Raw genomic sequence first — 26,595 nt, forward strand, 5'->3', positions numbered from 1 at the left:
ACGGCAGACGTTATACGTAAAACCTCGGGCGCAGGCCCCGGGAGGGGAGACGACATGGCCGGCGAGGCCACGCCCAAGGGCGGCTATCTGGACATTCTGCGCGCGCCCCACGCGGCGCGCCTGCTGACCGGCACCCTGATCGGGCGACTCCCCAACGGCACCGGCCCCGTCGCCATCACCGTCTTCACCCGCGCCGAGGGCGGCAGCTACAGCCTCGCGGGCGGCCTCATCGCCGCGTACGGCCTCGCCACCGCCGTCGGCCAGCCCCTCCTGGGGCGCGCCGTCGACCTCAAGGGCCAGCCGCGCGTGCAGCTGCCGGCCGCCGTGGTCTCCGCGGTCGGCATGGCCGCCCTGGCCGTCACGGGCATCGGGAACCTGCTCCTGGCCTACGCCGCCGTTCTGGTCGCCGGGCTCTTCACGCCGCCCCTCGAAGGCGGCCTGCGGGCCCTCTGGCCGAGCGTTCTCGGCCGTGAGGACCGGGTGCACCGCGCGTACGCCCTGGACGCCGTCGCGCAGGAGGTCATGTTCACCGTCGGGCCGCTGCTGCTGACCCTGCTGGTCTCCCTCTGGTCGCCCGCCGCCGCCCTGGTCGTCATCAACGTGCTGGGTGTCCTCGGAGCGCTCTCCGTGGTCGTCTCCAAGCCTTCCCGGACCTGGCGTTCGGCACCCCGCGAGGCCCACTGGCTCGGCGCGCTGCGCTCACCCGGGCTGCTCGCCCTGCTCTCCTCCTTCTTCTTCGTCGGCCTGGCCCTCGGCTCCATCACCGTCGCCGCCGTCGCCTACGCCGACGACCGGGGCAACGAGGCCGTCTACGGCTGGCTGATGGCCGCCCTCGGCCTCGGTGCCCTCGTCGGCGGCGTGGCCTACGGAGCCCGCCAGTGGGCCGGTGCCCCCGAGCGGCGGCTGCGCGTCCTGGTCCTGCTGCTCGCCCTCGGCTACCTGCCGCTGCTGCTCGTGCCCGGTCCGGCCGCCATGAGCGCCCTCGCGGCCCTGGCGGGTGTGTTCCTGGCCCCGGCCATCGCCTGTGCCTTCATCGTCGTGGACCGCCACGCACCGGCGGGCACGGTCACGGAGGCCTTCTCCTGGCTCGTCACCACCTTCGGCGTGGGCGCGGCCCTCGGCTCCGCGGTCTCCGGTCCGGCCGTCGAACTCGCCGGGACCTCCGCCGGTTTCGCGGTCGCGGGCATCGGCGGTTTCGTGGCCTTCCTGGTCCTGCTCGGCACCGGCCGGGTCCTCGGGCCGGTGCCGCCGGCGCGACACGCCGTCAGCGGGGGCGCCGAAACGGGCGGGCCCCGCACCGGGCAGGCCGAAAAGAACCCGCACTCATCGGAAAATGATCGAAACGGGGCCGCCGAACCCGGTTTCAGCGCAGGGCTTCAGGCGTAATGTTCAGACATGGACCGCCGCATTTTCGGGCTGGAGAACGAGTACGGCGTCACGTGCACGTTCAGGGGACAGCGCCGACTGTCTCCTGACGAAGTGGCGCGCTACCTCTTCCGCCGTGTCGTGTCATGGGGCCGCAGCAGCAATGTCTTCCTGCGGAACGGCGCCCGCCTGTACCTGGACGTGGGTTCGCATCCGGAATACGCAACTCCCGAATGCGACAACGTGGTCGAACTGGTCACCCACGACAAGGCCGGCGAGCGCATTCTCGAAGGACTGCTCGTCGACGCGGAACGCCGCCTGCACGAGGAGGGAATCGCGGGCGACGTCTATCTCTTCAAGAACAACACCGACTCCGCCGGAAACTCCTACGGTTGCCACGAGAACTATCTCGTGGCCCGCCACGGAGAGTTCTCGCGGCTCGCGGACATCCTCATTCCCTTCCTCGTCACCCGCCAGCTCATCTGCGGCGCCGGAAAGGTGCTGCAGACCCCGCGCGGCGCCGTCTACTGCGTCTCCCAGCGGGCCGAGCACATCTGGGAGGGCGTCAGCTCCGCCACCACCCGCTCGCGTCCCATCATCAACACCCGCGACGAGCCGCACGCGGACGCCGAGCGCTACCGCCGGCTCCACGTCATCGTCGGCGACTCCAACATGTCCGAGACGACCATGCTCCTCAAGGTCGGCGCCACCGACCTGGTGCTGCGCATGATCGAGGCGGGCACGGTGATGCGCGACCTCACCCTGGAGAACCCGATCCGGGCCATCCGCGAGGTCAGTCACGACATCACCGGCCAGCGCAAGGTCCGGCTCGCCAGCGGCCGCGAGGCCTCCGCCCTGGAGGTCCAGCGGGAGTACTACGAGAAGGCCGCCGACTTCGTCGACCGCCGCGGCATCCGCAGCGGCACCGTCGCCCAGGTCCTCGAACTGTGGGGCCGCACCCTCGACGCCATCGAGGCGGAGCAGCTCGACCGCATCGAGACCGAGATCGACTGGGTCATGAAGTACAAGCTCATCGAGCGCTACCGGGCCAAGCACAACATGACCATGTCGCACCCGCGGGTCGCCCAGATAGACCTCGCGTACCACGACATCCACCGCCGCCGCGGGCTGTACTACCTGCTCCAGAAGAACGGCCAGGCGGCCCGGGTGTGCAACGACGTGAAGATCTTCGAGGGCAAGTCGGTGCCCCCGCAGACCACCCGGGCCCGGCTCCGCGGCGACTTCATCCGCCGCGCCCAGGAGCAGCGCCGGGACTTCACCGTCGACTGGGTCCACCTCAAGCTCAACGACCAGGCACAGCGCACCGTGTTGTGCAAGGACCCGTTCCGCTCGGTCGACGACCGGGTGGAAAAGCTGATCGCCGGAATGTAGGAACCGGCCAGCGGCGGCACAGAACTGCTCGTCGGCCCCGCACGTTTCACGTGCGGGGCCGACGGCTTCTCGGAGTGGTCCCCTAGAGTGTCCGGACAACTACTGTGCCGTCTGAGATCTGAGGAACTAGTGCGCCGACTTGCCGGCCTGCTCGTCGTCCCGCTGCTGCTGCTCACCACAGCGGCCTGCGGCAGCGACGACAAGGGCTCCGATTCCGGTTCGATGAAGAACGGTCTCCCCGCCATCACCGCGGGCGAGAAGTTCGGGGAGAAGCCGACCCTGGCCAAGGGCGTGGGCGACCCGCCGAAGGACCTCAAGGTCAACGTCATCAGCGAGGGCGACGGCGCGGTCACCAAGAAGGGCGACGCGCTCAGTGTGAACTACCTGGGTCAGGAGTGGGACGAGACCACCCCCTTCGACAACAGCTTCGACCGCAAGCAGCCCTTCTCGCTGACCCTCGGCCAGGGGCAGGTGATCCAGGGCTGGGAGAAGGGTCTGGAGGGCCAGAAGGTCGGCAGCCGCGTCGAGATCGGCATCCCGCCGGCGCTCGGTTACGGCGAGCAGGGCCAGGGCGACATCAAGCCCAACGCCACCCTGGTGTTCGTGGTCGACATCCTGAAGGCCGTCACCATCCCGAAGTCCGCCGAGGGGACCCCGGTCGCCCAGGACAACAAGGACCTGCCGAAGGTCGGCACCAACACCGACGGCAAGCAGCCCTCGCTGGCCGTTCCCAAGGTCGACCCGCCGACCAAGCTGGTCTCCAACTACGTCCTGGAGTCCAAGGGCGAGGTCGTCGCCGCCACCGACACGGTCGCCGTGAACTACGTCGCCGCCCTGTGGAAGGACGGCAAGGTCTTCGACTCGACCTACACCCAGGGCAAGCCGGCCAACTTCCCGCTGAGCCAGCTGACCCTGAAGGGCCTCAAGGACGGCCTCGTCGGCAAGAAGGTCGGCAGCCGCGTCCTGATCGTCGCCCCGCCGTCCGAGGCGTTCGGTGACAAGGAGCAGCAGGGTATTCCGAAGAACTCGACCCTCGTGTTCGCCGTCGACATCCTGGCGAAGGTGTAAGACTGTCCTGGTCGCGCAGACCATCGTCTGGGCGGTTCATAGTTTTTGAGGAGCGCACTGCAGTGAGCATCGAGAAGCCCGAGGTCGACTTCCCGGGCGGCGAGCCGCCGGCCGACCTGGAGATCAAGGACATCTGGCAGGGCGACGGCGAGGTCGCCGAGGCCGGCGACATGGTGAAGGTCCACTACGTGGGTGTGTCCTTCGACTCCGGCGAGGAGTTCGACGCCTCCTGGAACCGCGGCGCCCCGCTGGACTTCCAGCTCGGTGTCGGCATGGTCATCCAGGGCTGGGACAAGGGTGTCCAGGGCATGAAGGTCGGCGGTCGCCGCCAGCTGGTCATCCCCGCGCACCTCGCCTACGGCGACCAGGGCGCCGGCGGCAAGATCGGCCCCGGCGAGACGCTGATCTTCGTCTGCGACCTCGTCGGCGTCGCCAAGCGCTGACCCGAGCCGTTCGCGGTCCCGAGGGCCCCCGCCTCCCCGGCGGGGGCCCTCGGCGTTCGTCCCGGCTTTTGTCCGGACACCCCGGGGCGGTACGGTCGGACGTCTCACGAAGTCAATCCGGCAGAAGAGGGTGCGGGGCGTCGATGGCGATTGCCAAGGCCGAGCGGCTGATGAATCTTGCGCTGTGCCTGCTCGGAACCCGCCGTCCGCTGAGCAAGAGAGAACTCCGCGGCTCCATCGAGGCATACCTCGAAGCGACCGGCGAGGACGCCTTCAACCGGATGTTCGAGCGCGACAAGGACGATCTGCGCGAGCTCGGCCTGGTCATCGAGACCGTCGAGAACCTGGACGGCGAGACCGGCTACCTCGCCCGCCGCGACTCCAACCGGTTGCCGCCCATCACCCTGGACGCCGAGGAGGCCGCCGCCCTCGGGCTCGCGGCCAGGGTCTGGCAGCAGGCCCGCCTCGCCGGGGCCGCGAGCGGCGCACTGCAGAAGCTGCGCGCCGCCGGGATGCCGGAGGCAGAGGACTCGTACGATGCCCAGCACAGCGCCCTGGAACCGCGCATCCCGGTGCACGAGGCCGCCTTCGAGCCGCTGATGCTGGCCTGCCGCGACCGGCGGCCGGTCGTCTTCGACTACCGCAAGGCCAATGCCGCCCGCCCCGAGACCCGGCACGTCGAGCCGTGGACCCTGGAGTGCTGGCGCGGCCACTGGTACCTGGCGGGCTGGGACCGCGACCGCGGCGCCGAGCGGGTCTTCCGGTTGTCCCGGATCACCGGCAAGGTCCGCTCCCGGGCCGGCGCCTTCACGGCGCCCGTGCCCGACGTGGTCACCGTCCGGGAGACCGTCGAGAGCTGGGCCGGCGAGACCGCCACCCGCTCGGCCCGGATCCGGCTGCGCGCCGGATGCGGCTACCCGCTGCGCTCGCGTGCCCAGTCCGTGACCGAGGGCGCCGACGGCTGGGACGAGCTGGAGATCCCGTACGGGCACGGGCTGGACGCCTGGCTCGTGGAGTTCGGCCCCGACGTGGTCGTGCTCGAGCCCGCCGACCTGCGGGCCGACGTCGTGGAGCGGCTGCGCGCCGTGGCCAAGGGCTGAGGGGGAGAGGAACGACCATGGCTGCCAACGCCATCGACCAGACGAGGCGGATGCTCTCCCTCGTCACCTATCTCCGCGAGCGCCCGGGCGCGCACGTCGCCGACGTCGCCCGCGCCTTCGGGATCACCGAGGACGAGCTGATCTCGGACCTGGACGTGCTGCCGATGTGCGGCACCAGCTTCCGCGGCGGCGACCTGCTCGACATCGACACCGACGGCGACCGCATCTGGTGGCACAACCCGGACGACGTCGCCGCCCCGCTGCGGCTCGCCGCCGACGAGGCCACCGCCCTGCTGGTGGCGGCGCGCGCGGTGGCGACCCTGCCGGGGCTGCGCGAGAGCGACCGCGAGGCGCTGCTGCGCGCCACCGCCAAACTGGAGGCGGCGGCCGGCGAGGCGGCCGGGGCCAGCTCCCGCCTGTCGGTGACCTTCGAGTCCGAGGGCGGCGTCTTCGCCGAGGTCGACCGGGCGATCTCCGAGCGCCGGCGGCTGTGGCTCCGCTACTACTCGCCCGCCCGGGACGAGCTCACCGAGCGTGAGGTGGACCCGATCCGGCTGTTCGCCGTGGGTCACACGTACATGGAGGCGTGGTGCCGGCTCTCCGAGGCGCGGCGCACCTTCCGGCTCGACCGGGTCGCCGAGATCCGGCTCCTGGACGCGCCGGCCGCGCCTCCGGAGATCGAGCTGCGGGACCTGTCGGAGGGCCTCGTGCAGCCTTCCGCCGAGGACCCGGAGGTCGTGGTGGAGGTCGGGCCCGGCGGCCGGTGGGTCGCCGAGTACTACCCGCACGACCGGGCCGAGGAGCTGCCCGACGGGGGCCTGCGGATCACGTTGCGCACCCCGGCGCCGGCCTCGCTGCGGCGGCTCGCGCTGCGGCTCGGCAGTGACGGCCGGATCGTCGCCCCGCAGGAGCTCGCGGACAGCGCCCGGGAGGCCGCGGCCGCGGCCCTCGCCGCCTACGAGGGCTGAGCGGCGCCCGCCGACGGGGCCGGGCGGCGCCGTCCGGGAGGCCGGGCGGCGGTGCAGCAGGGGGAACGTGACGTTCCGGTGGCTCCGGACGCTGTTCCCAGTGACGTACCCGAACCGCAGTGGGGAGAGTTGAGGGAAATGTCCGCAATGCCCGGTCTGACGGCGTCGGTCGCCCCGGTCCACTTCAAGGCCGCCTGCCCCGACTGCCGTTCCCGCTTCGAACTCTCCGCAGGCGCCCTCCGGCTCGCCATCGGGGCCAGCCGCCGCACCACCTTCTACTCCTTCACCTGCCCGGAGTGCGGCAGCGCCGTCCGCAAGCCCGCGGGGGAGCGGATCGTCGAACTCCTCACCGGCGGCGGCGTGCGCACCCTGCGCCTGCACACCACCGGCTGACCGCGCCGCCCTCCGGCAACGTCTAGGCTCGGCTCATGTTCTGGCCCATGCTCGCCATCGCCCTCGGCTTCCTCGGCATCGCCGTCCTCGGCATCCTCGGCATCAAGGTCTTCCTGGAGGCCCAGCGCCTCGGCCGTCAAGTGGCGCACACCACACAGCGCATCAACGAGGCCGCCGAGGAGCTGGAACGAGCCGCCGGCGACCTGGCGCGAACGGGCGAGACACTGCGCTGAATTCGCGCCGTACGCTGCGCGGAGGCCGGACGGGGCACGCGGGCGGGACGAAAGCGCGCGTATGCACGGCCATTGCCGCCCGTTTACTCCTGCGGGTTACGATCGCTGCAAGCACGGTGGCCGGACGCATGTCCGACCGGCCGGGCCCGCAGTCCAATGTCGCCTCGGTGAAGAAGGTAAACAGCTATGGGTAGGCTCGGCCCCACCGAGATCATTCTGATCCTCGTCGTGATCATCCTGCTGTTCGGCGCCAAGAAGCTCCCGGACATGGCTCGTTCGCTGGGCAAGTCCGCCCGCATCCTCAAGAGCGAGGCCAAGGCGATGAAGTCGGACGACCAGCAGAGCGCGCCCGCCGATCCGCCGCACCCCGCTCCGCAGGAGCAGGCCGTGCCGCGCACCATCCAGGCCGCCCCGGGCGACGTGACGAGCTCGCGCCCGGTGACCGAGCCCACCGACACCACCAAGCGCTGACCCGGTCCGCCGCGGCCGCCGCCCTGAGCGGCGGCTGCCGCACGAGATGAGGACGTGGGTTGCTCAAGTCTGCCCGCAAGCAGGAGAAGGATCCCGAGGGCCGGATGCCCCTCGTGGAGCACCTGCGTGAGCTTCGCAACCGCCTGGCGAAGGGCCTGCTGGCCATCGCGGCGGTCACCGTCGTGGCCCTCGTGTACAGCGAGCAGCTGATGGTGTTCCTGACGAAGTCGGTGCCCAAGTGCGCGCCCGGCGTCACGAGCGACGGCGGAAACTGCGCCATCGTCTCCTTCAACACGCTGATGGCGCCCTTCAGCACGACGATCCAGCTCTCGCTGACGACCGGCCTGGTCGTCGCGAGCCCCGTCTGGCTGTACCAGCTCTGGGCGTTCATCGCGCCCGGCCTGCACAAGCAGGAGAAGAAGTACACGTACGCCTTCGTCGGCGCCGCGGTCCCGCTCTTCGCGGCCGGCGCCTACCTCGCGTACCTGATCCTCCCCATCAGCGTGCAGGTACTCATCAGCCTCACGCCGGAGGGATCCGCCAACATCCTCTCGCTCGGTGACGTCCTCGACTTCACCCTGCGCATGGTGCTCGTCTTCGGCCTCGCCTTCGAGCTCCCGCTGGTCCTGGTGATGCTGAACCTCACCGGAGTGCTGAGCGGCAAGCGGATGGCCCGCTGGTGGCGCGGTGTGATCATGGGCGTCTTCATCTTCGGCGCCGTCATCACCCCGACCACCGACCCCGTCGGCATGCTCGCCCTGGCCGGACCGATCACCATCCTCTACCTGGCTGCCGTCGGTTTCTCGCTCCTCAACGACAAGCGTCGCCGGCGCAGGAACCCGGACGCCGAGCTGGACGACGACGAGGCGTCGAGCCTCGACCTCACCCCGGAGTCCGTCGGCACGGTCGAGAGCGTCGGCGCCGCCCGGACCCTGCCCGAGCAGGCCACCGGCGAGGCGGACGGCAGGTCACACCGCCTCAACGGTTACGACGACGTCACCTGATCTTGTAGGGTCCCCCCAGACTCCGTCCGGGGGGACCCGCCATGACCAGCGAGATCACTCTCTTCGTCAATCCCACCGCGGGACGCGGCCGGGGCGCGCACGCCGCGCAGCCGGCCGCTCGTGCTTTCCGGGACGCCGGATTCACCGTGCGCACCGTCCTCGGTGAGAGCTCCGACGACGCCCTGCGGCGGGCCCGCGAGGCCGTCGAGGACGGCACCGGAGCCCTCGTCGCCGTCGGCGGCGACGGCATGGTCTCGCTCGCCCTCCAGGCCGTCGCCGGCACCGGCACCCCGCTGGGCGTGATCCCCGTCGGCACGGGCAACGACTTCGCCCGTTGCCTCGGACTGCCCGTACGCGACCCGGCGGCCGCCGGCCGGGTCGCCGTCGAGGCGCTCGAGGGCGGCGGCGGAAGGACCATCGACCTCGGGCAGGTCGAGCAACGCGCCGCCGCGCCGGAGAAGGCCTCCGGCGGGGCGGGTGGCGGGCCGGCGGGCGGCCCCGGGCACCGCTGGTTCGGGACCGTGCTCGCCTCCGGTTTCGACTCGCGCGTCAACGACCGCGGCAACCGGATGCGGCTGCCCGCCGGACGCTTCACGTACGACCTCGCGATCCTCGCCGAGCTCGCCGCCTTCCGGCCCGTCCCGTACCGGCTCACCCTCGACGACGGGGCCGAGACCCGGATCGAGGCCACCCTCGTCGCGGTCGGCAACGGCACCTCGTACGGCGGTGGCATGCGCATCTGCGCCGACGCGCTCCTCGACGACGGACTCCTCGACGTCACCGTCGTCGGCGACTGCTCCCGTACGGAATTGATCAAGGTCTTCCCGAGGGTCTACCGGGGCACCCACCTCGACCATCCCAAGGTCACCGTGCACCGGGTCCGCTCCCTCACCATGGACGCCCCCGGCATCACCGGCTACGCCGACGGCGAGCCGCTCGGGCCCCTGCCGCTCGCCGTCCGCTGCGTGCCCGGCGCGCTCCGGGTCCTCGCCCCCGAGGCGCCGCCGCAGGTGCCTCGATAAAGATCGCGTCACTGTCAGAGGTGGCGGGTAGGCTCGACAACAAGATGACAGAGGACCTCACACCAGCCGAAGCGTACGCAGCCGCCCGCGCCCGCAACGCGGAGCAGGCGACGGCGCTGGCCCCCTTCCGCGAGATGTACGAGTTCGGTCTGGACCCCTTCCAGATCGAGGCGTGCAAGGCCCTCGAAGCGGGCAAGGGCGTGCTCGTCGCCGCTCCCACGGGCTCCGGCAAGACGATCGTCGGCGAGTTCGCCGTCCACCTCGCCCTCCGGCAAGGGCGCAAGTGCTTCTACACCACGCCCATCAAGGCGCTCTCCAACCAGAAGTACGCCGACCTCGTCAAGCGCTACGGCCACGACAAGGTCGGCCTGCTCACCGGCGACAACAGCGTCAACGGGGACGCGCCCATCGTCGTCATGACCACCGAGGTCCTCCGCAACATGCTCTACGCGGGGTCCCAGGCGCTCTCCGGCCTCGGCTACGTCGTGATGGACGAGGTGCACTACCTCTCCGACCGCTTCCGCGGCGCCGTCTGGGAGGAAGTGATCATCCACCTCCCCGAGTCGGTGACGCTGGTGTCGCTCTCCGCGACCGTGTCGAACGCCGAGGAGTTCGGCGACTGGCTCGACACCGTCCGCGGCGACACCGAGGTCATCGTCTCCGAGAGCCGTCCGGTGCCGCTCTGGCAGCACGTGCTGGCCGGCCGCCGGATGTACGACCTCTTCGAGGAGGAGACCGACCACGGCGGCCGCGGCGCCTCCCGCCGCGAGGTCAACCCCGACCTGCTCCGCCTCGCCCGCACGGAGAACTCGCGCACGTACAACCCGCGCGACCGGCGCCGCGGCAAGATGGTCCGCGAGGCCGACCGCGAGCGCGAGCGCCGCCAGCGCTCCCGTATCTGGACGCCGGGACGGCCCGAGGTCATCGAGCGGCTCGACGCCGAGGGGCTCCTCCCCGCCATCACCTTCATCTTCAGCCGCGCCGGCTGCGAGTCCGCCGTCCAGCAGTGCCTCTACGCGGGCCTGCGGCTCAACGACGAGGACGGACGCCGCCGCGTCCGCGAGATCGTCGAGGAGCGCACGGCGGCCATCCCCAGCGAGGACCTCCACGTCCTCGGCTACTACGAGTGGCTCGAGGCCCTGGAGCGCGGCATCGCCGCCCACCACGCCGGCATGCTCCCGACCTTCAAGGAGGTCGTCGAGGAGCTCTTCGTCCGCGGCCTCGTCAAGGCCGTCTTCGCCACCGAGACCCTCGCCCTCGGCATCAACATGCCCGCGCGTTCGGTGGTCCTGGAGAAGCTCGTCAAGTGGAACGGCGAGCAGCACGCCGACATCACCCCCGGCGAGTACACCCAGCTCACCGGCCGCGCCGGCCGCCGCGGCATCGACATCGAGGGACACGCCGTCGTCCTGTGGCAGCGCGGCATGGACCCCGGCCACCTCGCCGGACTCGCGGGCACCCGTACGTATCCGCTGCGCTCCAGCTTCAAGCCCTCGTACAACATGGCGGTCAACCTGGTCGACCAGTTCGGCCGGCACCGCTCGCGCGAGCTCCTGGAGACCTCCTTCGCCCAGTTCCAGGCCGACCGCTCCGTCGTGGGGATCTCCCGGCAGGTCCAGAAGAACGAGGAGGGCCTGGAGGGGTACCGCGAGGGCATGACCTGCCACCTCGGCGACTTCGAGGAGTACGCGCGGCTCCGCCGCGACCTCAAGGACCGCGAGACCGAACTGGCCCGGCAGGGCGCCGCCCACCGCCGCGCCGAGGCCGCCGCCTCGCTGGAGCGGCTCAAGCCCGGCGACGTCATCCACGTGCCGACGGGCAAGTTCGCCGGTCTCGCCCTCGTCCTCGACCCGGGCGTCCCGGCCGGGCGCACCAACGGGCACCGCGGCTTCGAGTACCACGACGGGCCGCGCCCGCTGGTGCTCACGGCCGAGCGGCAGGTCAAGCGGCTCGCGTCCATCGACTTCCCGGTGCCCGTGGAGCCGCTGGAGCGCATGCGGATCCCGCGGTCCTTCAACCCCAAGTCCCCGCAGTCCCGCCGTGACCTCGCCTCGGCCCTGCGTAGCAAGGCCGGGCACATCAACCCGGAGCGGCACCGCAGGCAGCGCTCGGCCGCTGCCGACGACCGCGAGATCGCCCGGCTGCGCACGGAGATCCGGGCCCATCCCTGCCACGGCTGCGACGAGCGCGAGGACCACGCCCGCTGGGCCGAGCGCTATCACCGCCTGCAGCGCGACACCAAGCAGCTGGAGCGGCGCATCGAGGGCCGGACGAACACCATCGCCCGCACCTTCGACCGGATCGTCGCGCTCCTCACCGAGCTCGACTACCTCCGCGGCGACGACGTCACCGACAACGGCAAGCGGCTCGCCCGGCTCTACGGCGAGCTCGACCTGCTGGCCAGCGAGTGCCTGCGGGAAGGCGTGTGGGAGGGGCTGAATCCGGCCGAGCTCGCCGCCTGCGTCTCCGCGCTCGTCTACGAGGCCCGGCAGTCCGACGACGCCGTCGCGCCCAAGCTGCCCGCCGGGCGGGCGAAGGCCGCGATGGGCGAGATGGTGCGGATCTGGGGCCGGCTCGACGCGCTGGAGGAGGAGTTCAAGCTCCACCAGACGGAAGGCGTCGGCCAGCGCGAGCCGGACCTCGGCTTCGCCTGGGCCGCCTACCAGTGGGCCTCGGACAAGGGGCTCGACGAGGTGCTGCGCGAGGCGGAGATGCCGGCCGGCGACTTCGTCCGCTGGTGCAAGCAGGTCATCGACGTGCTCGGCCAGATCGCGGCGGCCGCGCCGAAGGAGAACAGCACGGTCGCGAAGAACGCCCGCAAGGCGGTGGACTCGCTGCTGAGGGGTGTCGTGGCCTACAGCTCGGTGGGCTGACGGCCCCGGCGGCGCGCCCTTGACGCACCCTCAGCGGCTTTGTCCACAGGGGGTTTTCCACAGGGGTGGCGGAGTGTCGGTTCCTTCCGCTTCCATGAACTCGTACAGCAGAACGAGTACGTGGGGCACTGGGGCCAGCATCTCGCACCTCCTGCGGAAGGAAACGCACGTGACCACGCAAGCCGGTCCGTCCGCCGTCGGCACCACGACGGCGGACGGACGGAAGACCGTACCGGGACCCCGGGGCGTCCCGGGGCTCGGGAACCTGCCGGAGTTCGGCAAGGACCCGCTCGCCTTCTTCGAACGGCTGCGTGAGCGCGGGGACTTCGTCCGCTGGCGCTTCGGCCGCACCCCCGCGCTCTTCATCGCCCACCCCGAGACGGTCGGCGAGCTCCTGACCGAGGTCGAGCGGACCTTCGACCAGCCGGACCTCGGCATCGCCTTCCGGACGCTGCTCGGCGACGGTGTCGTGGTCTCCAAGGGTGCCGACTGGCGGCGCAAGCGCTCCCTGGTGCAGCCCTCGGTCCGTCCCCGGCAGGTCAGGTCCTACGCCGCCACGATGGCCGAGTGCGCCGTCGATCTGGCCGGCCGGTGGTCCGACGGGGACCGGGTCGACGTCAAGAAGGAGATGGCCGCCCTCACCCAGCTGATCGCGGTCCGCACCATCTTCGGCGTCGACACCGCCGCCGATGCCGAGGCCATCGGCCGCGCCATGGACGTCGCCCAGCACGAGATCGGCGCCGAGTTCAGCGGCATCGGCGCGATCCTGCCCGACTGGATCCCCACCCCCGGACGGGCGCGTATCAAGCGCGCCACGGCCGTCATCGACGCCGAGGTCTCCCGCGTCGTCGCTCGCCACCGCGACGGCGACGGCGAGCGGCCGGACCTGCTCAGCCGGCTCCTCGCCGCCCGCGACGAGACCGGCACCCCCCTCTCCGACCGGGAGATCCGCGACGAGACGGTCACCCTCTACATCGGCGGGCACGAGACCACCAGCTCCACCCTCGTCTGGGCCTGGTATCTCCTCTCCCGCAACCCCCGCGTCGCCGACGCTCTCGGGACCGAGCTCGACCGGGTCCTCGGCGACCGCGACCCCGGCTTCGACGACTACGCCGAACTCGCCTACACCCAGGCCGTGGTGAAGGAGACGCTCCGCCTCTACCCGACGATCTGGCTGCTCACCGGCATAGCCAAGGAGGGTGCCACGCTCGGGGGCGCCCCGGTCGCCCCCGGCACCCGGGTCTGGAGCAGTCAGTGGGCCACCCAGCGGGACGGCCGCTGGTTCCGGGACCCGCTGGAGTTCCGTCCGGAGCGCTGGCTGTCGGCGAAGGACGGCGGCACGGAGGGGGAGACCGAGGAGATACCGGAGTACGCCTGGTATCCGTTCGGCGGCGGCCCCCGGGTGTGCCTGGGCACCCGCTTCGCCATGGTCGAGGCGGTGCTGATCCTGGCCGTCGTCGCCCGCCGTTTCCGTCTCGACCTCGACGCGGAGGAAGTGCTCCCGGTCCCGGGTCTGACGCTGCAGCCGGACCGGGAGGTCCTGGCGACGGTCCGGGCGCGCTAGTTCCTGTCGTCGGACTCCCGTCGTTGCCCGGCGGGCGGCGCCGCGGCGTCAGGTGCGTGGTCTCGGTGGGCCGGGCGCGAGGCCTCGTACCGGACGTGCTCGGGCTTGTGCCCGGTGCGGCGAGCGCGCGCGTGTACGGCGTCGCGGGGCAGGCGGGAGTTCGACGACAGGGCCTGGGCGGCCGGACGGTGGTGGTGGGGGGCGGGCACTTCCCTGGGGCCCGGGAGCCTCGCGGGGCGCGGGAGGGCCGTGGAGCCGAGGGGCAACGGGCCGCCGGGGGCCGCGGGGACGCCGTGGCCGGGGGCGCCGTGGCCGGGGGCGCCGCTCGGCTTCCGTAGCGGCCCGCCAGCGCAACGGCTGTGGTGCGGCTCCACCGTGCCGTCGAGCGGAACGGCAGGCGGCGCCGGAAGCGGGCCGGCGGACCACCCCCGGCGGGCGGGCAGGCGGCGCCGGGGAGTTGCGGTTGCCGCTGCCCCTCGGTGCGGACCTCTCGTCAGCCCTGTGCGACGACGTCCGAGCCCGACCGCGCCAGGGAGCGGGCGAGCGCGCGCAGGTCGTCGGCTCGCAGCACCCGGTCGCCGAAGCCCGGCAGCGGTACGTGCAGCGCGGCGGTCCAGCGGGCCGGGATCGCGTCGGGGCCGTGCACGGCCCCGGCGAGGATGCCGGTGACGGCGGCGACGGTGTCGGTGTCGCCGCCCAGGTCGATCGCGGCGGCGAGGGCCGCCTCGAAGGAGGAGGTGGTGCGCAGCGCCCACACAGCGGAGCCGAGGCACGGCCAGACGGCGCCGTTGAACTCGGTGGCGTCCTCGGGGCGCCAGTCCGGCGCGAGGACGACGGCCCAGCGCTCCCGGTGCGCCGCCGCCACCTCGTCGAGCGCGGCGGGGACCGCCGCGAGCGGGTCCTCGCCGAGCAGGGCGACGCGTACGAGCTCATGGAGCAGCGCCGTGCCCTCCCAGGCGGCGGCGTCCCCGTGGGTGAGGGCGGCGATCCGCCGGGCCGCGGCCATGGTGGCGGCGCGGCCGGCGGCGGCGTAGTAGACGGCGGAGGTGGCGGCCCGCATCAGTGAACCGTTGCCCGCGCCGCGGCCGTTGAGCTGGAAGTGCAGGGCGGCGGCGAGGTCCCAGGAGTCGCCGCCCAGCAGCACGGCCTCGGTGGTGAGCCCGATGTCCTTGGGGTCGGCGAGGGCCCAGCGCCGGAACCGGGCGAAGACGTCGGGCAGATCGAGCCCGCCGCGGTCGAGGAGCGACTTCCCGACCAGCACCGCCATCTGGGTGTCGTCCGTGGCCTCACCGGGTTCCCACCCGCCGCCCCCGCACATCTCGCCGGCCCCGTCGGCGAACCGCTCCCGGAAGACCCCGGGCAATCCGAACTCGAACGGCGCCCCGAGCGCGTCCCCGACGGCGGAACCCAGTACGGCGCCGACGGCGCGGTCTTCATGTCGCATCGGCCGAGGCTAGCGCGGGGCCGGTGCGGGCCGTCCTGATCGCGCGGATCGGCAGGAACAGGAGGAGGGCGAAGGGGGACAGGAGGATGGTGAGGACGAGAAGGGGGCCCGTCAGGAACGGGGAGAGGGCCAGGCGGCGGGACTCGCGGTACATCCACTGGCCCAGCAGGAGATCCCAGGCGATGATCTGGGCCCAGACCGCGCCCGCCCCGTCCGCGAGGGCGGTGAGGTCCCGGAAGGCGTCGAGGTCCGGACGGCTGACGGCCGCCCAGAGTTCGGGCAGGACCGGTGCGGCGAGGAGCAGGTAGACCGCCAGGATCGGCAGGACGGTCAGGGGCGACGAAGCGACCCGGTCCGTGATCCGTCGGCCCGGCGCGAAGATCATCAGGAACCAGACCGGGGCCGCGAGGAGGAAGGAGAGTTCGAAGAGGAAGGCGGTCATGCCGCGAGCTCCCGGCTTGTCGAGGGCGTGGAGGTGGGGGTGCGCAGGGCGAGTGCCGTGGCCGTGACGGTCAGGGCGGTGATCGCGGCCGCCGCAGCGAGCGTGAGGGCGTCCGGGGAGAGGAGCGCCTGGCCGCGCAGTGCCTGCCAGGCGACGAGGAGGAAGGTCGCGGCGTAGGAGGCGGAGGCGACCAGGATCAGGCGGAGCCGGATGCGGTCGTCGGCGAGCCGGGCGTAGCGCGGGGCGAGGGCCGCGAGGACGAGCAGGAGCAGCGGGACGAACTGCAGCGCGTGCATGCCGAAGAAGTGCGCGATCCGCAGGTCGCCGCCGGTCGTCGACCAGCCCAGGACCGGGAGGCCGGGGCCGCCGTCGGGGACGCCGACGCTGTGCGCGCCCTGGGTCGCCGGGTCGTCCTGGGCGAGCTGTTCCGGGGTCGGCCGGACCATGACGAAGCCGACCGCCGCGCCGGCCAGGGCGATGAGCGAGGAGAGCCGCACCGCCCAGGCGGTCGCCCGGTCGAGGAAGCGGGCGCGCAGCAGCAGGACGGCGATCAGCAGGGCGGCCAGCCAGAGGATGACGACCGTCGCGCCCATGACCTGGAAGACGGCCGTGTCGAAGGGGGTGGCGTTGTTGAAGTGGCTCTGCTCGCCGCGGATCACCTGCATGGTGATCAGCACCATCTCGACGGTGCTGGCCACCGTGAGGACCGTACCGGCCCACCAGCCGACGCGCCGGGCGCGGGCCGTCGGGAGCAGGGAGAGCATCCAGGCGAGCGTGAGCCCGTAGGCCACGAACGAGACCGAGAACTTGAAGGGCTTGGCCCAGATCGGCGCGCCGACCAGGACCCGGTCGTCGAGGGCGAGCCCGCCGGCCGCGACGAGGGTCAGGGCGGCCATGGAGGCGACGAACCAGACCAGGGGCCGGTGGAGGGTGCGGAGCTGGGGAGCCGAGAGCGTCGAAGGCGTCGCTGGCGTCGATGACATGGGAGATCCCCCCGTGGGATGCGCGTGAACGCAGAATGGATAGTGGCACTCGCCGCTATCTGATAGTCCCACTATCTATGATGGAGGTGCGGTCGGCAAGGCCGAAAGTGAGGTCGGGTGGCGACCGGGAAGGTGAACAGGGCATGCGCATCGGAGAGTTGAGTCGCAGGACCGGGGTGTCTGTACCGACGATCAAGTACTACGTACGGGAAGGGCTGCTGCCCGCAGGCCAGTTGACGAGCCCGAACCAGGCCTCGTACGACGAGGCGCACGTGCGGCGGCTGCGCCTGATCCGCGCCCTGCTGGACGTCGGAGGGCTGTCCGTCGCGGGGGTCCGCGAGGTCGTCGCCGCGGTCGACGACTCCGAGCGGCCGCTGCACGACATGCTCGGTGCGGCCGCCGACAACGTGGTGCCGCGCTACCAGGGCGCGGGCGACGAGCCGGGGGAGGCCCTGGTGGGCGCCCGTGCGGCGGTCGTGGACCTGATCGCCCGCCGCGGCTGGCACACCGACCCCGAAGGCCCGGCCGCCGAGGCGCTCGCGGTCGCCCTCGCCGCCCTGGAGAACGTCGGCCACGGCGGTTTCGTCGAGGTCCTGGACGCCTACGCCGAAGCGGCGGAGCGCGTCGCCCGCACGGACCTCGACTACGTGGCCCGCAACGTGGTCCGTGAGGAGCTCGTCGAGAGCGTCGTCGTCGGCATCGTCCTCGGCGACGCGATGTTCGGCGCACTGCGCCGCCTCGCCCACGCCGACGCCTCGGGGAAGGTCTTCGGTGCGGAACGCTGACGCCGGGGTGTGGCGCTGAGAGACGTCGGCGCTCCGGGGCGCGAAACGCCCGAGGGGCGGAAGCCGGCCGGCTCCCGCCCCTCGGGCGTCGTCGCGCGGGGCGCGTCAGGCCTCCTGCTCGCGCTCCACCTGCTCGTTCCACTCGCGCTTGATCGCGCGCCAGGCCTCGTCCGTCTTGCCCAGGCGCCAGTAGCCCGAGATCGAGAGGCGCTCACGCGGGACCCCGCGTTCCAGGCGCAGGTGGCGGCGGAGGTCCTTCACGAAGCCGGCCTCGCCGTGGACGAAGGCGTGCACCTCGCCGGCCGGGAAGTCGAGGGCGCGCACGGCCTCGGTCAGGGCCTCGCCCACCGGGCGCGCGCCGCGGTGCAGCCAGGTCACCCCCACCCCTGCCGCCGTCGTGAACTTCTGCTCCTCGGACGCGTCCGGGACCTCCAGGAAGGCGTGCACCGTCGTGCCCTCCGGCAGCCGCTCCAGGGCGGCCGCGACGGCCGGGAGCGCGCTCTCGTCGCCGACCAGGAGGTGCCAGTCCGCGGCCTCGTCCGGGGCGTAGCCGCCACCCGGGCCGAGGAAGCGCACGGTGTCGCCCTCCTGGGCCCGCGCCGCCCACGGGCCGGCCAGGCCCTCGTCGCCGTGGACCACGAAGTCGACGGTCAGCTCGCGGTGCACCGGGTCCCAGGCCCGCACCGTGTACGTCCGGGTCGTCGGCCACTGCTCGCGCGGGAACTCCGCCCGGATCCGCTCCATGTCGAAGGGCTCCGGGTAGCTCACGCCCTCGGGCGCGAAGAGGAGCTTCACGTAGTGGTCGGTGTACGTGCCGATCTCGAAGGCGTCGAGCCCGGGGCCGCCGAGCACCAGGCGCACCATGTGCGGGGTGATCCGCTCCGTGCGTACCACCTGGGCCTCGTGGGCCCTCGGTGCCTTGCGTGCGGGCTGTTCTGCCACGAGGGTCTCCCGTTCGGATGATTACTTAGGTTTGCCTAAGCTAGCATCCCGGGGGTCGCCGGGCCCAGAGGGACCATGGGCCCGGACGGAACGGTCCGGCCCTCAGCCGCCCAGCACCGGCAGCAGGCGTCCCACCGCACCGCCCAGGCCCCACCGCTCCACCAGGCGCGCCAGCGCCTCCGGGTCCCGGGGCGCCGACGGCAGCGCGGCCGAGAACTCCGGCAGCGGCGCGTCCCGGGCCACCCGCACCACCGTCGGCGCCACGTCCAGATAGTCCGCCGCCTCGATGATCCCGCGCCGCTTCGCCGGGGTCAGCTTCGACGTCCGGTCGCCCGCCGCCGCGCGCACGCCCGCCAGGTCCCCGTACTCCGTGATCAGCTGCGCCGCCGTCTTCTCGCCGATGCCCTTCACGCCGGGCAGCCCGTCGCTGGTGTCGCCGCGCAGCGCCGCGAAGTCCGCGTACCGGTCGGCCCGCACCCCGTACTTCTCCAGGATGAGCTTCTCGTCCACCAGGTCGCAGTCGCCCACGCCCTTGCGCGGATACAGCACGCGCACCCCGCGCCCGTCGTCCACCAGCTGGAAGAGGTCGCGGTCGCCCGTGACGATGTCCACCGGGCCGGTCGCCCGCGCCGTCAGCGTGCCGATCACGTCGTCCGCCTCGAAGCCGGGCGCGCCCACCCGGGCGACGCCCAGCGCCGCCAGCACGTCCACGATCACCGGGACCTGCGGCGACAGCGTGTCCGGGATCTCCTCCACGTCAGGTCCCACCGGCGTCTCCTCGGCCACCCGGTGCGCCTTGTACGAGGGGATCAGGTCCACCCGCCACTGCGGGCGCCAGTCGTCGTCCCAGCAGGCCACCAGGTCGTCCGGCCGGTGGTCCTGGACCAGCCGGCCGATGAAGTCGAGCAGCCCGCGCACGGCGTTCACCGGCGTCCCGTCCGGCGCCCGGACCGAGTCCGGCACGCCGAAGTACGCGCGGAAGTAGAGGCTGGCGGTGTCGAGGAGCATCAGGCGTCGCGTCACACCCCGATCATGCCGCACCCCACCGACAACGCCCCCCACCAGGCGTGACACCGGTCACCTTCGTGTTTGGGGGGTAGGAGCCCGGGCAGGCGGGAGCCCGGAGCGGACCCGGTAGGGGATCCGGCCGTCCGGACGACAGATCCGGGCGCGGACGGATTCCGTACGCGACGGGTGCGCGGGCAGATCCCGCGCCTCGCTCCACGGCCCGGCTGCTGCGGGGGTGGCGGGCCGTTTTTCGTTGCTACCCCTGAGGTGTATGTGTCCAGGCTCCAGGCCGACCACCTGTACAAGGTGTTCGGCAGACGACCCGACGAAGCAGTCCGTGAACTCGCCGCGGAAGGAGAGAACGCGGTCGACCGCGACGCCCTGCGTGCCGACGGCACCACGGCAGCCGTGATCGACGCGTCCTTCGTCGTCGAACCCGGCCAGATCTTCGTCGTCATGGGTCTGTCCGGGTCGGGCAAGTCCACCCTCCTGCGCATGCTGAACGGACTCCTCGCCCCCACGGCGGGCCGGGTCCTCTTCGACGGCCGCGACCTCACCGCGCTCGCCCCGCGCGAGCTGCGCGACGTCCGCTCGAAGAAGATCAGCATGGTCTTCCAGCACTTCGCGCTCTTCCCGCACCGCAGCGTCCTCGAGAACGCCGCCTACGGTCTGGAGGTCCAGGGCGTGCCGCGCGCCGATCGCGAGAAGCGCGCCGCCGAGGCCCTGGAGCTGTGCGGGCTCGCCGGCTGGGAGAAGTCCTGGCCGGACGAGCTCTCCGGCGGCATGCAGCAGCGGGTGGGCCTCGCCCGCGCGCTCGCCACCGACGCCGACCTGCTCCTCATGGACGAGTCGTTCAGCGCCCTCGACCCGCTGATCCGCCGCGACATGCAGGACCAGCTGCTCGTGCTGCAGCAGAAGCTGAAGAAGACCATCGTCTTCATCACCCATGACCTCAACGAGGCCATGCGCCTCGGCGACCGCATCGCCGTCATGCGTGACGGCCGGATCGTCCAGCTCGGCACCGCCGAGGACATCCTGGTCCGCCCCGCCAACGACTACGTCGCGTCCTTCATCCAGGACGTCGACCGGACCCGTGTGCTCACCGCCGAGTCCGTCATGACGGCCGGCACGGTGGCACCCGAGGACTGCCCGCCGGGCTGCGGCTGCGAGACCGTCCACCCGGAGATGCCGCTGGCCGAGCTGTGCGCCGTCTCGGCGCGCTCCCTCCACCCGGTGGCCGTCACCGCCGCCGACGGCCGGGTCCTCGGTGTCGTCGCCCAGGACCGCCTGCTCGGTGTCATGGGCGGACTGGACGCCGACGTCAGTCCGGCCGACAAGGCCCCTGCCGCCGGGACGGACGCGGAGCGCGGCTCCCGCATCCCGGTCCAGAAGGCCGAGGCCGACACCGCCGTCGGCGAACCCCGCACCGGCGCCGAGGAGGTGACCGCCCATGCCTAGGATCCCCCTCGGCCAGTGGGTCGACAGCAGCGTCGACTGGCTGCAGAGCCGCCTGTCCTGGCTGTTCGACGCCATCAGCACCGGCGTCACCGGCCTCTACGACGGCATCGACGCCGTCCTGTCCGCGCCCCAGCCGCTGCTCTTCGCGGGCATCCTCGCCGTCCTGGCCTGGTGGCTGCGCGGCCTCGCCACCGGCGTCGTCGCCTTCGCCGCCTTCGCGCTCGTCGACTCCGTCGAACTGTGGGACGAGGCCATGGCGACCCTGTCGCTGGTGCTCGTCGCCACCCTCGTCACGCTCGTGATCGCCGTACCGCTCGGCATCTGGGCGGCCCGCTCCAAGACCGTCAGCGCCGTACTGCGCCCGGTCCTGGACTTCATGCAGACCATGCCGGCGATGGTCTACCTCATCCCCGGCATCATCTTCTTCGGCGTCGGCGTGGTCCCCGGCATCATCGCGACCATCGTCTTCGCCCTGCCGCCCGGCGTCCGCATGACCGAGCTCGGCATCCGGCAGGTCGACAGCGAGCTGGTCGAGGCCGCCGAGGCCTTCGGCACCACGCCGCGCAACACCCTGCTGCGCGTCCAGCTGCCGCTCGCCCTGCCCACGATCATGGCGGGCGTCAACCAGGTGATCATGCTCGGCCTGTCCATGGTCGTCATCGCCGGCATGGTCGGCGGTGGTGGTCTCGGTGGTGCCGTCTACCGCGCCATCGGCAACGTCGACATCGGCCTCGGTTTCGAGGCGGGCATCTCCATCGTCATCCTCGCCATGTACCTCGACCGGATGACCGGAGCCCTCGGCCGCCAGGTCTCGCCGCTCGGCCGCCGCGCCGCCGCCAAGGCACGCGCCGCGAGCGTCGCCCGGACCGGCGCGAAGATCTGGGGCCACCGCCCGCAGCCCGTCACCGCGCTAGTGGGCGTCGTCGTCCTCGCGCTGGTCGCCGGCGGCATGGGCTTCCTCGGCGGCAGCGGCGGCGCCTCCACCACCGCGTCCGGTCCGAACACCGGCCACGGCAAGAAGATCAGCCTCGGCTACATCCCCTGGGACGAGGGCATCGCCTCCACCTTCCTCTGGAAGGAGCTCCTGGAGCGCCGCGGCTACGAGGTCGAGACCAAGCAGCTGGAGGCCGGCGCCCTCTACACCGGCCTCGCCGGCGGCCAGATCGACTTCCAGACGGATTCCTGGCTGCCCGTCACCCACGCCCAGTACTGGGAGAAGTACCGCAACAAGCTCGAGGACCTCGGCTCCTGGTACGGCCCCACCTCCCTGGAGCTCAGCGTCCCCTCCTACATGAAGGACGTGAACACCCTCGCCGACCTCAAGGGCAAGGCGGGCACGTTCAAGGGCCGCATCGTCGGCATCGAACCGAGCGCCGGCATGATGGGCATCCTCAAGGACAAGGTCCTCAAGGACTACGGCCTGGAGGGCGAGTACGAGGTCGTCGACGGCTCCACGCCCGGCATGCTGGCCGAACTCAAGCGTGCGTACGCCAAGAAGGAGCCGATCGCGGTCACCCTCTGGTCGCCGCACTGGGCCTACTCCACGTACGACCTCAAGAAGCTCCAGGACCCGAAGGGCAGCTGGGGCAAGGGTGACGGCGTGCACACCCTGGCCCGCAAGGGCTTCGCCGCCGAGAACCCCGAGGTCGGGGCCTGGTTGAAGCGCTTCAAGCTGAGCGAGAAGGAGCTCACCGGCCTGGAGGCGGTCATCCAGGAGACCGGCAAGGGCAAGGAGCAGGAGGCCGTCCGCACCTGGCTCGACCGGAACCAGGGCGTCGCCGAGCGGCTCGCCCCGCAATAGGAATATCGACTCCTGTCCGAAAAGGGGTGGTCGCCGAACGTATTCGGCGACCACCCCTTTTCGCCACGACGCGAAACACCGGCCCAAAGCTGCGTAAGGTTCAGGTAACCGACCAGTACGAGACCACGAGTGACACGAGGGAGGGGGCCGACATGGACGACAAGGAGTCGCTGCGCGTGGGCGCAGCCGTGAAAAGGCGCCGCCGGGCGCTCCAGCTCACCCTGGCCGTCGTCGCCCAGCGCAGCGGCCTGTCCGTGCCCTTCCTCAGCCAGGTCGAGAACGAGCGGGCCCGCCCCAGCGACCGCTCCCTCCAGCTCGTCGCCACCGCCCTGGAGACCACCGCCGCCGAACTGCTCGCGGCGGCCGAGGCCGCCCGGACCGTCGACGTCGTCCGCGCCCACGAGGAACTGTGGGAGATGCCCCCGGGCGTACGGCCGCTGGTGCGCGGCCGGCACCAGCTGCAGGCCCTGGAGTTCACCGGCGAGCAGGACGCCGGACGTGAATTCCTGCACCGCAACGACGAGTTGCTATACGTCGCCGACGGCTCCGTCGAGATCGAGGCCGAGGGCCGCGCCTACCGACTGGGGCGCGGCGACAGCCTCTACCTCTCCGGCGGGGTGCGGCACCGCTGGCGGGCCACCGCGGCCGGGACACGACTCGTCTTCGTGTCCGTCGCGGACCACATCGAGGCCGCCGAGACGTGAGGGCGACGGCATGAGGGTCGTCTCGCTGGTGCCGTCGCTGACCGAGGCCGTCGCCGTCTCCGCGCCCGGCGCCCTCGTCGGAGTCACCGACTGGTGCACCCACCCCGCGGACCTCGGCGGGGCCGCCCGGATCGGGGGGACCAAGAACCCCGACGTCGACGCCGTGGCCGCGCTGCGCCCCGACCTGGTGATCGCCAACGAGGAGGAGAACCGGGCGCCGGACCTGGACGCGCTGCGCGCCGCCGGCCTCGACGTGCTCGTCACCTGCGTCCGCACCCTCGACCAGGCCTTCGCCGAGCTCGACCGGGTCCTCGACGCCTGCGCCGTACGCAGCCGGCCCGGGTGGCTCGACGAGGCCGAGGCCGCGTGGGCCGCCGTCACCCCCGACGGGCCGCCGCGCACCGCCGTCGTCCCGATCTGGCGCCGCCCGTGGATGGTGCTCGGAAGCGACACCTTCGCCGGCGACCTGCTCGCCCGCCTCGGCGTGCGGAACGTGTACGCCGCCCACCCCGAGCGCTACCCGCGCGTCCCCCTCGACGAGCTCAGGGCCGTCGCGCCCGAGCTGGTCGTGCTGCCGGACGAGCCCTACCGCTTCACGCGCGCCGACGGCCCCGAGGCGTTCCCCGGGGCCGCCGTGGCACTCGTCGACGGACGTCACCTCACCTGGTACGGGCCGTCGCTGGCCGGGGCGCCCCGGGTGCTGCGAGCAGCGCTCCGCTGAACAGACCGCGCAGCGTGTGGCCCGCCGCCACCAGCCAGGCCGCGACGAGGAGCACGTACAGCCCTGCCGCCAGCCAGCGGAAGGCCGTGAGACCGGTGTGCTGGGCCAGGCCCTCGGCGCCCGTGACACAGGTGCCGACGGGGAAGGTGAAGGCCCAGAAGGTCATCGCGAAGCCCATGCCCCGGCGGCGGGCCCGGACGACGAGGGCGCCCGCGAGGGCCAGCCAGAGCAGGGCGAAGCCGATGACGGGGACCCCGTAGAGCACCGCGAAGGCGGAGAAGGCGTGGGCGTACGGCGCGGGCAGCACGCCCGGCGCGACGTCGGCGAACTTGTTCGCGGCGGTCGTCGACTGGCCCAGCGGACCCAGGACCAGGAACAGGGTGGGGGTGAGGGCCAGGGGGAGCGGGCCGTGGGTGACCAGGCTGCCGAAGACGAGGGGCAGCATGACGAGGGTCGCGAGCAGGCTGATGCCGAACATCGCGTAGCAGGCGATCAGGAACGTCTCCTGGGCCTGGCCGGCGGGGAGGTGGGGGACGAGCAGCGGACCCAGCGCGGCGGAGACCATCGGGGCGACGACCGGAAGCAGCCAGACGGGGGTCGCGCCCTCGATGCGGTGGCGGGCCACCATCAGGTACGGGATCGCCACCGCGGCCGCCAGGCCGATCAGCGTGCCGGCGGTGAACAGGACGGTGTCCAGGGCGAGGGCGGCGGGAAGGCCGATCCAGTCGCGGCCGACCACCACGGCGCCGCCGCCCACCGCCAGCAGGGCCATGGAAAGACAGCCGTAGAAGGGTGCGACCGCGGGGTCGAGAAGGTGGGCGCGGGCCTGGTCGCGATGGTGCGTCCAGTGCAGGGCGCGGGCGGTGAGCAGCGTCAGCAGCATCGCGAGGGAGAGGGCCCAGAGGAGGGTGCAGGCGGTGCGCAGACCCGGGACGTCCACGGGGAGCGTGGCACCCGCGGTGCCGACGATCGCCGTGCCCATCACCGAGGCGTACCAGTGGGGTCCGAGGTGTCGGACCGAGGTCCACCGGGCGTCGGGGGTGGTGACGCCGGAGACCGACCGAGAAGGTGCGATGGTTGCCATGACCTCAGCCTCACGCGCGATCAATGCCCCCACCAGGGACTATGTTGCTATGAGGTCATAAGCTGGCGTTATGAGTTCTCGTCCGGGCGACCCGCCCAGCCTGCTCTCCCACCGGGTTCCCGACCTCGGCGCACTCGAACTGCTCCTCGCCGTCGCCCGGCACGGCAGCCTCGGACGGGCCGCGCGCGAGGTCGGCATCACCCAGCCCGCCGCCAGCAGTCGCATCCGCTCCATGGAGCGGCAGCTCGGAGTGGCCCTGGTGGACCGCTCCCCGCGCGGGTCCCGGCTGACCGACGCGGGGGTGCTCGTGACGGACTGGGCGCGGCGGATCGTGGAGTCGGCGGAGGCCTTCGACGCCGGTGTGCAGGCGCTGCGCGGGCGGCGGGACTCGCGGCTGCGGGTGGCCGCGTCCATGACGATCGCCGAGTACCTGCTGCCCGGCTGGCTCATCGCGCTGCGCGCCGAACGCCCCGACACGGCCGTCTCGCTCCAGGCCGGCAACTCCGCGGCCGTCGCCGAGCGGCTTCTCGCGGGCGAGGCGGACCTCGGTTTCGTGGAGGGGCTCGCCGTTCCCGAGGGGCTCGACGGCGCGGTCGTCGCCCACGACCGCCTCGCGGTCGTCACGGCCCCCTCGCACCCCTGGGCCCGGCGCGGCCGTCCGGTCGACCCGGCGGAACTGGCGGCCACCCCGCTGGTCCTGCGCGAGCGCGGCTCGGGCACCCGCCAGGTCCTCGACGCGGCGCTCGCCACCTTCGGCGGCCTGGCGCGCCCGCTCCTCGAACTCGCCTCCACCACGGCGGTGAAGGCGGCCGCGGTCAGCGCCGCCGGCCCGGCCGTGCTGAGCGAACTCGCCGTCGCCGAGGAACTCGCCTCGCGGCGACTGGTCGCGGTCCCGGTGCAGGGCGTCCTGCTCCGCCGCGACCTGCGGGCGGTCTGGCCGACGGGGCACCGGCCGACCGGCCCCGCGCGCGACCTGCTGGCGCTGACGCGGGCGCGGCCGGCGGGGTGAGGCCGGCGCTCCGCGAGGGTGGGCGCTCCGCGAGGGTGGGGGCGGGGCTCCGCGGGGGTGGGGCCGCGTGAGTATGGGCGCTCCGTGAGGGCGGGGGGCTCCGCGAGGGCGTGCGCTCCGCGAGGGTGGGGCCGCGTGAGGTGAGACCTGGCGGTACGGCGTGGGGCGCCGGGGGTGGGGTGCCGCGGGCCTTCCACCGCGGGCCTTCACCCCGTGGGTGCGCGGGGTCCGGTGCCTCCGCGGGGGTGGGGGTGTCCGGACTGCGAGCTTCCCTTCGCTTCGCTCGGGAAGGTCGCCGCCACGTCCGGACACCCCCAC

Annotated in this window: 25 protein-coding genes; 19 read left to right on the top strand and 6 right to left on the bottom strand. The window is 72.5% G+C overall.

What is annotated here, in order from left to right:
- The first annotated feature begins 54 nt into the window (after positions 1-54).
- From ACIRQF_RS27070 to ACIRQF_RS27130, 13 genes are all read left to right on the top strand, one after another.
- Entirely contained in the window at positions 55-1,386 is a 1,332-nt protein-coding gene (locus tag ACIRQF_RS27070) for an MFS transporter (protein ID WP_404095746.1), read from the top strand.
- Between the two features lie 9 nt (positions 1,387-1,395).
- Complete coding sequence (pafA, locus tag ACIRQF_RS27075; protein ID WP_376638220.1) at positions 1,396-2,757, top strand: Pup--protein ligase; 1,362 nt, start codon at positions 1,396-1,398, stop codon at positions 2,755-2,757.
- 129 nt (positions 2,758-2,886) lie between these two features.
- A complete protein-coding gene (locus tag ACIRQF_RS27080) occupies positions 2,887-3,825 on the top strand; it encodes an FKBP-type peptidyl-prolyl cis-trans isomerase (RefSeq protein ID WP_404095748.1) in 939 nt (312 codons plus the stop codon).
- Between the two features lie 62 nt (positions 3,826-3,887).
- Positions 3,888-4,268 (top strand): FKBP-type peptidyl-prolyl cis-trans isomerase, encoded by a 381-nt coding sequence (locus ACIRQF_RS27085; RefSeq protein WP_376638218.1) that lies wholly within the window; start codon positions 3,888-3,890, stop codon positions 4,266-4,268.
- A gap of 143 nt (positions 4,269-4,411) precedes the next feature.
- The gene (locus ACIRQF_RS27090; protein WP_389759230.1) at positions 4,412-5,368 is read left to right on the top strand and encodes a helix-turn-helix transcriptional regulator; all 957 of its coding nucleotides are present in this window, start codon (positions 4,412-4,414) and stop codon (positions 5,366-5,368) included.
- Between the two features lie 17 nt (positions 5,369-5,385).
- Entirely contained in the window at positions 5,386-6,336 is a 951-nt protein-coding gene (locus ACIRQF_RS27095) for a WYL domain-containing protein (RefSeq protein ID WP_365349926.1), read from the top strand.
- Positions 6,337-6,483: 147 nt separating this feature from the next.
- Positions 6,484-6,729: a hypothetical protein gene (locus tag ACIRQF_RS27100; protein ID WP_376638238.1), complete on the top strand. Its 246-nt coding sequence runs from the start codon at positions 6,484-6,486 to the stop codon at positions 6,727-6,729.
- Positions 6,730-6,764: 35 nt separating this feature from the next.
- On the top strand, positions 6,765-6,962 hold the full coding sequence (locus tag ACIRQF_RS27105) for a hypothetical protein (RefSeq protein ID WP_376638216.1): 198 nt from the start codon (positions 6,765-6,767) through the stop codon (positions 6,960-6,962).
- Between the two features lie 186 nt (positions 6,963-7,148).
- Positions 7,149-7,433: a Sec-independent protein translocase subunit TatA gene (tatA, locus tag ACIRQF_RS27110; RefSeq protein ID WP_376638215.1), complete on the top strand. Its 285-nt coding sequence runs from the start codon at positions 7,149-7,151 to the stop codon at positions 7,431-7,433.
- 104 nt (positions 7,434-7,537) lie between these two features.
- Complete coding sequence (tatC, locus tag ACIRQF_RS27115; protein ID WP_376638237.1) at positions 7,538-8,437, top strand: twin-arginine translocase subunit TatC; 900 nt, start codon at positions 7,538-7,540, stop codon at positions 8,435-8,437.
- Positions 8,438-8,478: 41 nt separating this feature from the next.
- Entirely contained in the window at positions 8,479-9,459 is a 981-nt protein-coding gene (locus ACIRQF_RS27120; RefSeq protein WP_404095753.1) for a diacylglycerol kinase, read from the top strand.
- A gap of 44 nt (positions 9,460-9,503) precedes the next feature.
- Positions 9,504-12,332: a DEAD/DEAH box helicase gene (locus ACIRQF_RS27125; protein WP_376638213.1), complete on the top strand. Its 2,829-nt coding sequence runs from the start codon at positions 9,504-9,506 to the stop codon at positions 12,330-12,332.
- A gap of 169 nt (positions 12,333-12,501) precedes the next feature.
- Positions 12,502-13,896, top strand: a complete 1,395-nt coding sequence (locus tag ACIRQF_RS27130) for a cytochrome P450 (RefSeq protein WP_404095755.1) — start codon at positions 12,502-12,504, stop codon at positions 13,894-13,896.
- A 493-nt stretch (positions 13,897-14,389) separates the two neighbouring features.
- On the opposite strand, the gene ACIRQF_RS27135 is transcribed toward ACIRQF_RS27130, so the two are convergent.
- The 3 genes from ACIRQF_RS27135 to ACIRQF_RS27145 are packed head-to-tail and all read right to left on the bottom strand — an operon-like array spanning position 14,390 to position 16,678.
- A complete protein-coding gene (locus tag ACIRQF_RS27135) occupies positions 14,390-15,340 on the bottom strand; it encodes an ADP-ribosylglycohydrolase family protein (protein WP_404095758.1) in 951 nt (316 codons plus the stop codon).
- Positions 15,330-15,782 carry an ABA4-like family protein gene (locus tag ACIRQF_RS27140; protein ID WP_382487686.1) on the bottom strand — a complete coding sequence of 151 codons (453 nt, stop codon included), beginning with the start codon at positions 15,780-15,782 and terminating at the stop codon, positions 15,330-15,332. Before ACIRQF_RS27140 ends, ACIRQF_RS27135 begins: the two co-directional genes overlap by 11 nt.
- Entirely contained in the window at positions 15,779-16,678 is a 900-nt protein-coding gene (locus tag ACIRQF_RS27145; RefSeq protein ID WP_404096104.1) for a hypothetical protein, read from the bottom strand. Before ACIRQF_RS27145 ends, ACIRQF_RS27140 begins: the two co-directional genes overlap by 4 nt.
- 230 nt (positions 16,679-16,908) lie before the next feature.
- On the opposite strand from ACIRQF_RS27145, the gene ACIRQF_RS27150 reads away from it, so the two are divergent.
- Complete coding sequence (locus ACIRQF_RS27150) at positions 16,909-17,550, top strand: MerR family transcriptional regulator (RefSeq protein WP_376638209.1); 642 nt, start codon at positions 16,909-16,911, stop codon at positions 17,548-17,550.
- Between the two features lie 105 nt (positions 17,551-17,655).
- Here the strand turns inward: ACIRQF_RS27150 and ACIRQF_RS27155 are convergent, their stop codons facing one another.
- Both ACIRQF_RS27155 and ACIRQF_RS27160 read right to left on the bottom strand, forming a co-directional pair.
- A complete protein-coding gene (locus ACIRQF_RS27155; protein ID WP_404095762.1) occupies positions 17,656-18,492 on the bottom strand; it encodes a siderophore-interacting protein in 837 nt (278 codons plus the stop codon).
- A 102-nt stretch (positions 18,493-18,594) separates the two neighbouring features.
- Complete coding sequence (locus tag ACIRQF_RS27160) at positions 18,595-19,500, bottom strand: 5'-3' exonuclease H3TH domain-containing protein (RefSeq protein ID WP_404096107.1); 906 nt, start codon at positions 19,498-19,500, stop codon at positions 18,595-18,597.
- Positions 19,501-19,773: 273 nt separating this feature from the next.
- Between ACIRQF_RS27160 and ACIRQF_RS27165 the strand changes: the two genes are divergently transcribed.
- The 4 genes from ACIRQF_RS27165 to ACIRQF_RS27180 all read left to right on the top strand — a co-directional run bounded on the left by ACIRQF_RS27165 (position 19,774) and on the right by ACIRQF_RS27180 (position 24,184).
- Positions 19,774-20,958, top strand: coding sequence for a glycine betaine/L-proline ABC transporter ATP-binding protein (locus ACIRQF_RS27165; RefSeq protein ID WP_404095764.1), 1,185 nt, complete (start codon positions 19,774-19,776; stop codon positions 20,956-20,958).
- The gene (locus ACIRQF_RS27170) at positions 20,951-22,759 is read left to right on the top strand and encodes an ABC transporter permease/substrate binding protein (protein ID WP_382487690.1); all 1,809 of its coding nucleotides are present in this window, start codon (positions 20,951-20,953) and stop codon (positions 22,757-22,759) included. Before ACIRQF_RS27165 ends, ACIRQF_RS27170 begins: the two co-directional genes overlap by 8 nt.
- A gap of 152 nt (positions 22,760-22,911) precedes the next feature.
- Positions 22,912-23,463, top strand: coding sequence for a helix-turn-helix domain-containing protein (locus tag ACIRQF_RS27175; RefSeq protein WP_376638205.1), 552 nt, complete (start codon positions 22,912-22,914; stop codon positions 23,461-23,463).
- A 10-nt stretch (positions 23,464-23,473) separates the two neighbouring features.
- Entirely contained in the window at positions 23,474-24,184 is a 711-nt protein-coding gene (locus ACIRQF_RS27180) for a helical backbone metal receptor (protein ID WP_404095767.1), read from the top strand.
- Here the strand turns inward: ACIRQF_RS27180 and ACIRQF_RS27185 are convergent.
- Positions 24,123-25,268 carry a TDT family transporter gene (locus tag ACIRQF_RS27185; protein ID WP_404095769.1) on the bottom strand — a complete coding sequence of 382 codons (1,146 nt, stop codon included), beginning with the start codon at positions 25,266-25,268 and terminating at the stop codon, positions 24,123-24,125. The two genes, ACIRQF_RS27180 and ACIRQF_RS27185, sit on opposite strands and share 62 nt — an antisense overlap.
- A gap of 70 nt (positions 25,269-25,338) precedes the next feature.
- On the opposite strand from ACIRQF_RS27185, the gene ACIRQF_RS27190 reads away from it, so the two are divergent.
- On the top strand, positions 25,339-26,277 hold the full coding sequence (locus ACIRQF_RS27190) for a LysR family transcriptional regulator (RefSeq protein WP_376638202.1): 939 nt from the start codon (positions 25,339-25,341) through the stop codon (positions 26,275-26,277).
- The last annotated feature ends 318 nt before the right edge of the window (positions 26,278-26,595 follow it).

Source organism: Streptomyces sp. NPDC101191 (assembly GCF_044767915.1).
GTDB lineage: Bacteria > Actinomycetota > Actinomycetes > Streptomycetales > Streptomycetaceae > Streptomyces.

Coding starts and splice junctions, on each gene's coding strand:
- ACIRQF_RS27145 (WP_404096104.1), bottom strand. CDS start 16,678: ATGGCCGCCCTGACCCTCGTCGCGGCCGGCGGGCTCGCCCTCGACGAC.
- tatA (WP_376638215.1), top strand. CDS start 7,149: ATGGGTAGGCTCGGCCCCACCGAGATCATTCTGATCCTCGTCGTGATC.
- ACIRQF_RS27125 (WP_376638213.1), top strand. CDS start 9,504: ATGACAGAGGACCTCACACCAGCCGAAGCGTACGCAGCCGCCCGCGCC.
- ACIRQF_RS27095 (WP_365349926.1), top strand. CDS start 5,386: ATGGCTGCCAACGCCATCGACCAGACGAGGCGGATGCTCTCCCTCGTC.
- ACIRQF_RS27160 (WP_404096107.1), bottom strand. CDS start 19,500: ATGCTCCTCGACACCGCCAGCCTCTACTTCCGCGCGTACTTCGGCGTG.
- pafA (WP_376638220.1), top strand. CDS start 1,396: ATGGACCGCCGCATTTTCGGGCTGGAGAACGAGTACGGCGTCACGTGC.
- ACIRQF_RS27090 (WP_389759230.1), top strand. CDS start 4,412: ATGGCGATTGCCAAGGCCGAGCGGCTGATGAATCTTGCGCTGTGCCTG.
- ACIRQF_RS27190 (WP_376638202.1), top strand. CDS start 25,339: ATGAGTTCTCGTCCGGGCGACCCGCCCAGCCTGCTCTCCCACCGGGTT.
- ACIRQF_RS27185 (WP_404095769.1), bottom strand. CDS start 25,268: ATGGCAACCATCGCACCTTCTCGGTCGGTCTCCGGCGTCACCACCCCC.
- ACIRQF_RS27100 (WP_376638238.1), top strand. CDS start 6,484: ATGCCCGGTCTGACGGCGTCGGTCGCCCCGGTCCACTTCAAGGCCGCC.
- ACIRQF_RS27180 (WP_404095767.1), top strand. CDS start 23,474: ATGAGGGTCGTCTCGCTGGTGCCGTCGCTGACCGAGGCCGTCGCCGTC.
- ACIRQF_RS27175 (WP_376638205.1), top strand. CDS start 22,912: ATGGACGACAAGGAGTCGCTGCGCGTGGGCGCAGCCGTGAAAAGGCGC.
- tatC (WP_376638237.1), top strand. CDS start 7,538: ATGCCCCTCGTGGAGCACCTGCGTGAGCTTCGCAACCGCCTGGCGAAG.
- ACIRQF_RS27105 (WP_376638216.1), top strand. CDS start 6,765: ATGTTCTGGCCCATGCTCGCCATCGCCCTCGGCTTCCTCGGCATCGCC.
- ACIRQF_RS27135 (WP_404095758.1), bottom strand. CDS start 15,340: ATGCGACATGAAGACCGCGCCGTCGGCGCCGTACTGGGTTCCGCCGTC.
- ACIRQF_RS27070 (WP_404095746.1), top strand. CDS start 55: ATGGCCGGCGAGGCCACGCCCAAGGGCGGCTATCTGGACATTCTGCGC.
- ACIRQF_RS27120 (WP_404095753.1), top strand. CDS start 8,479: ATGACCAGCGAGATCACTCTCTTCGTCAATCCCACCGCGGGACGCGGC.
- ACIRQF_RS27170 (WP_382487690.1), top strand. CDS start 20,951: ATGCCTAGGATCCCCCTCGGCCAGTGGGTCGACAGCAGCGTCGACTGG.
- ACIRQF_RS27150 (WP_376638209.1), top strand. CDS start 16,909: ATGCGCATCGGAGAGTTGAGTCGCAGGACCGGGGTGTCTGTACCGACG.
- ACIRQF_RS27140 (WP_382487686.1), bottom strand. CDS start 15,782: ATGACCGCCTTCCTCTTCGAACTCTCCTTCCTCCTCGCGGCCCCGGTC.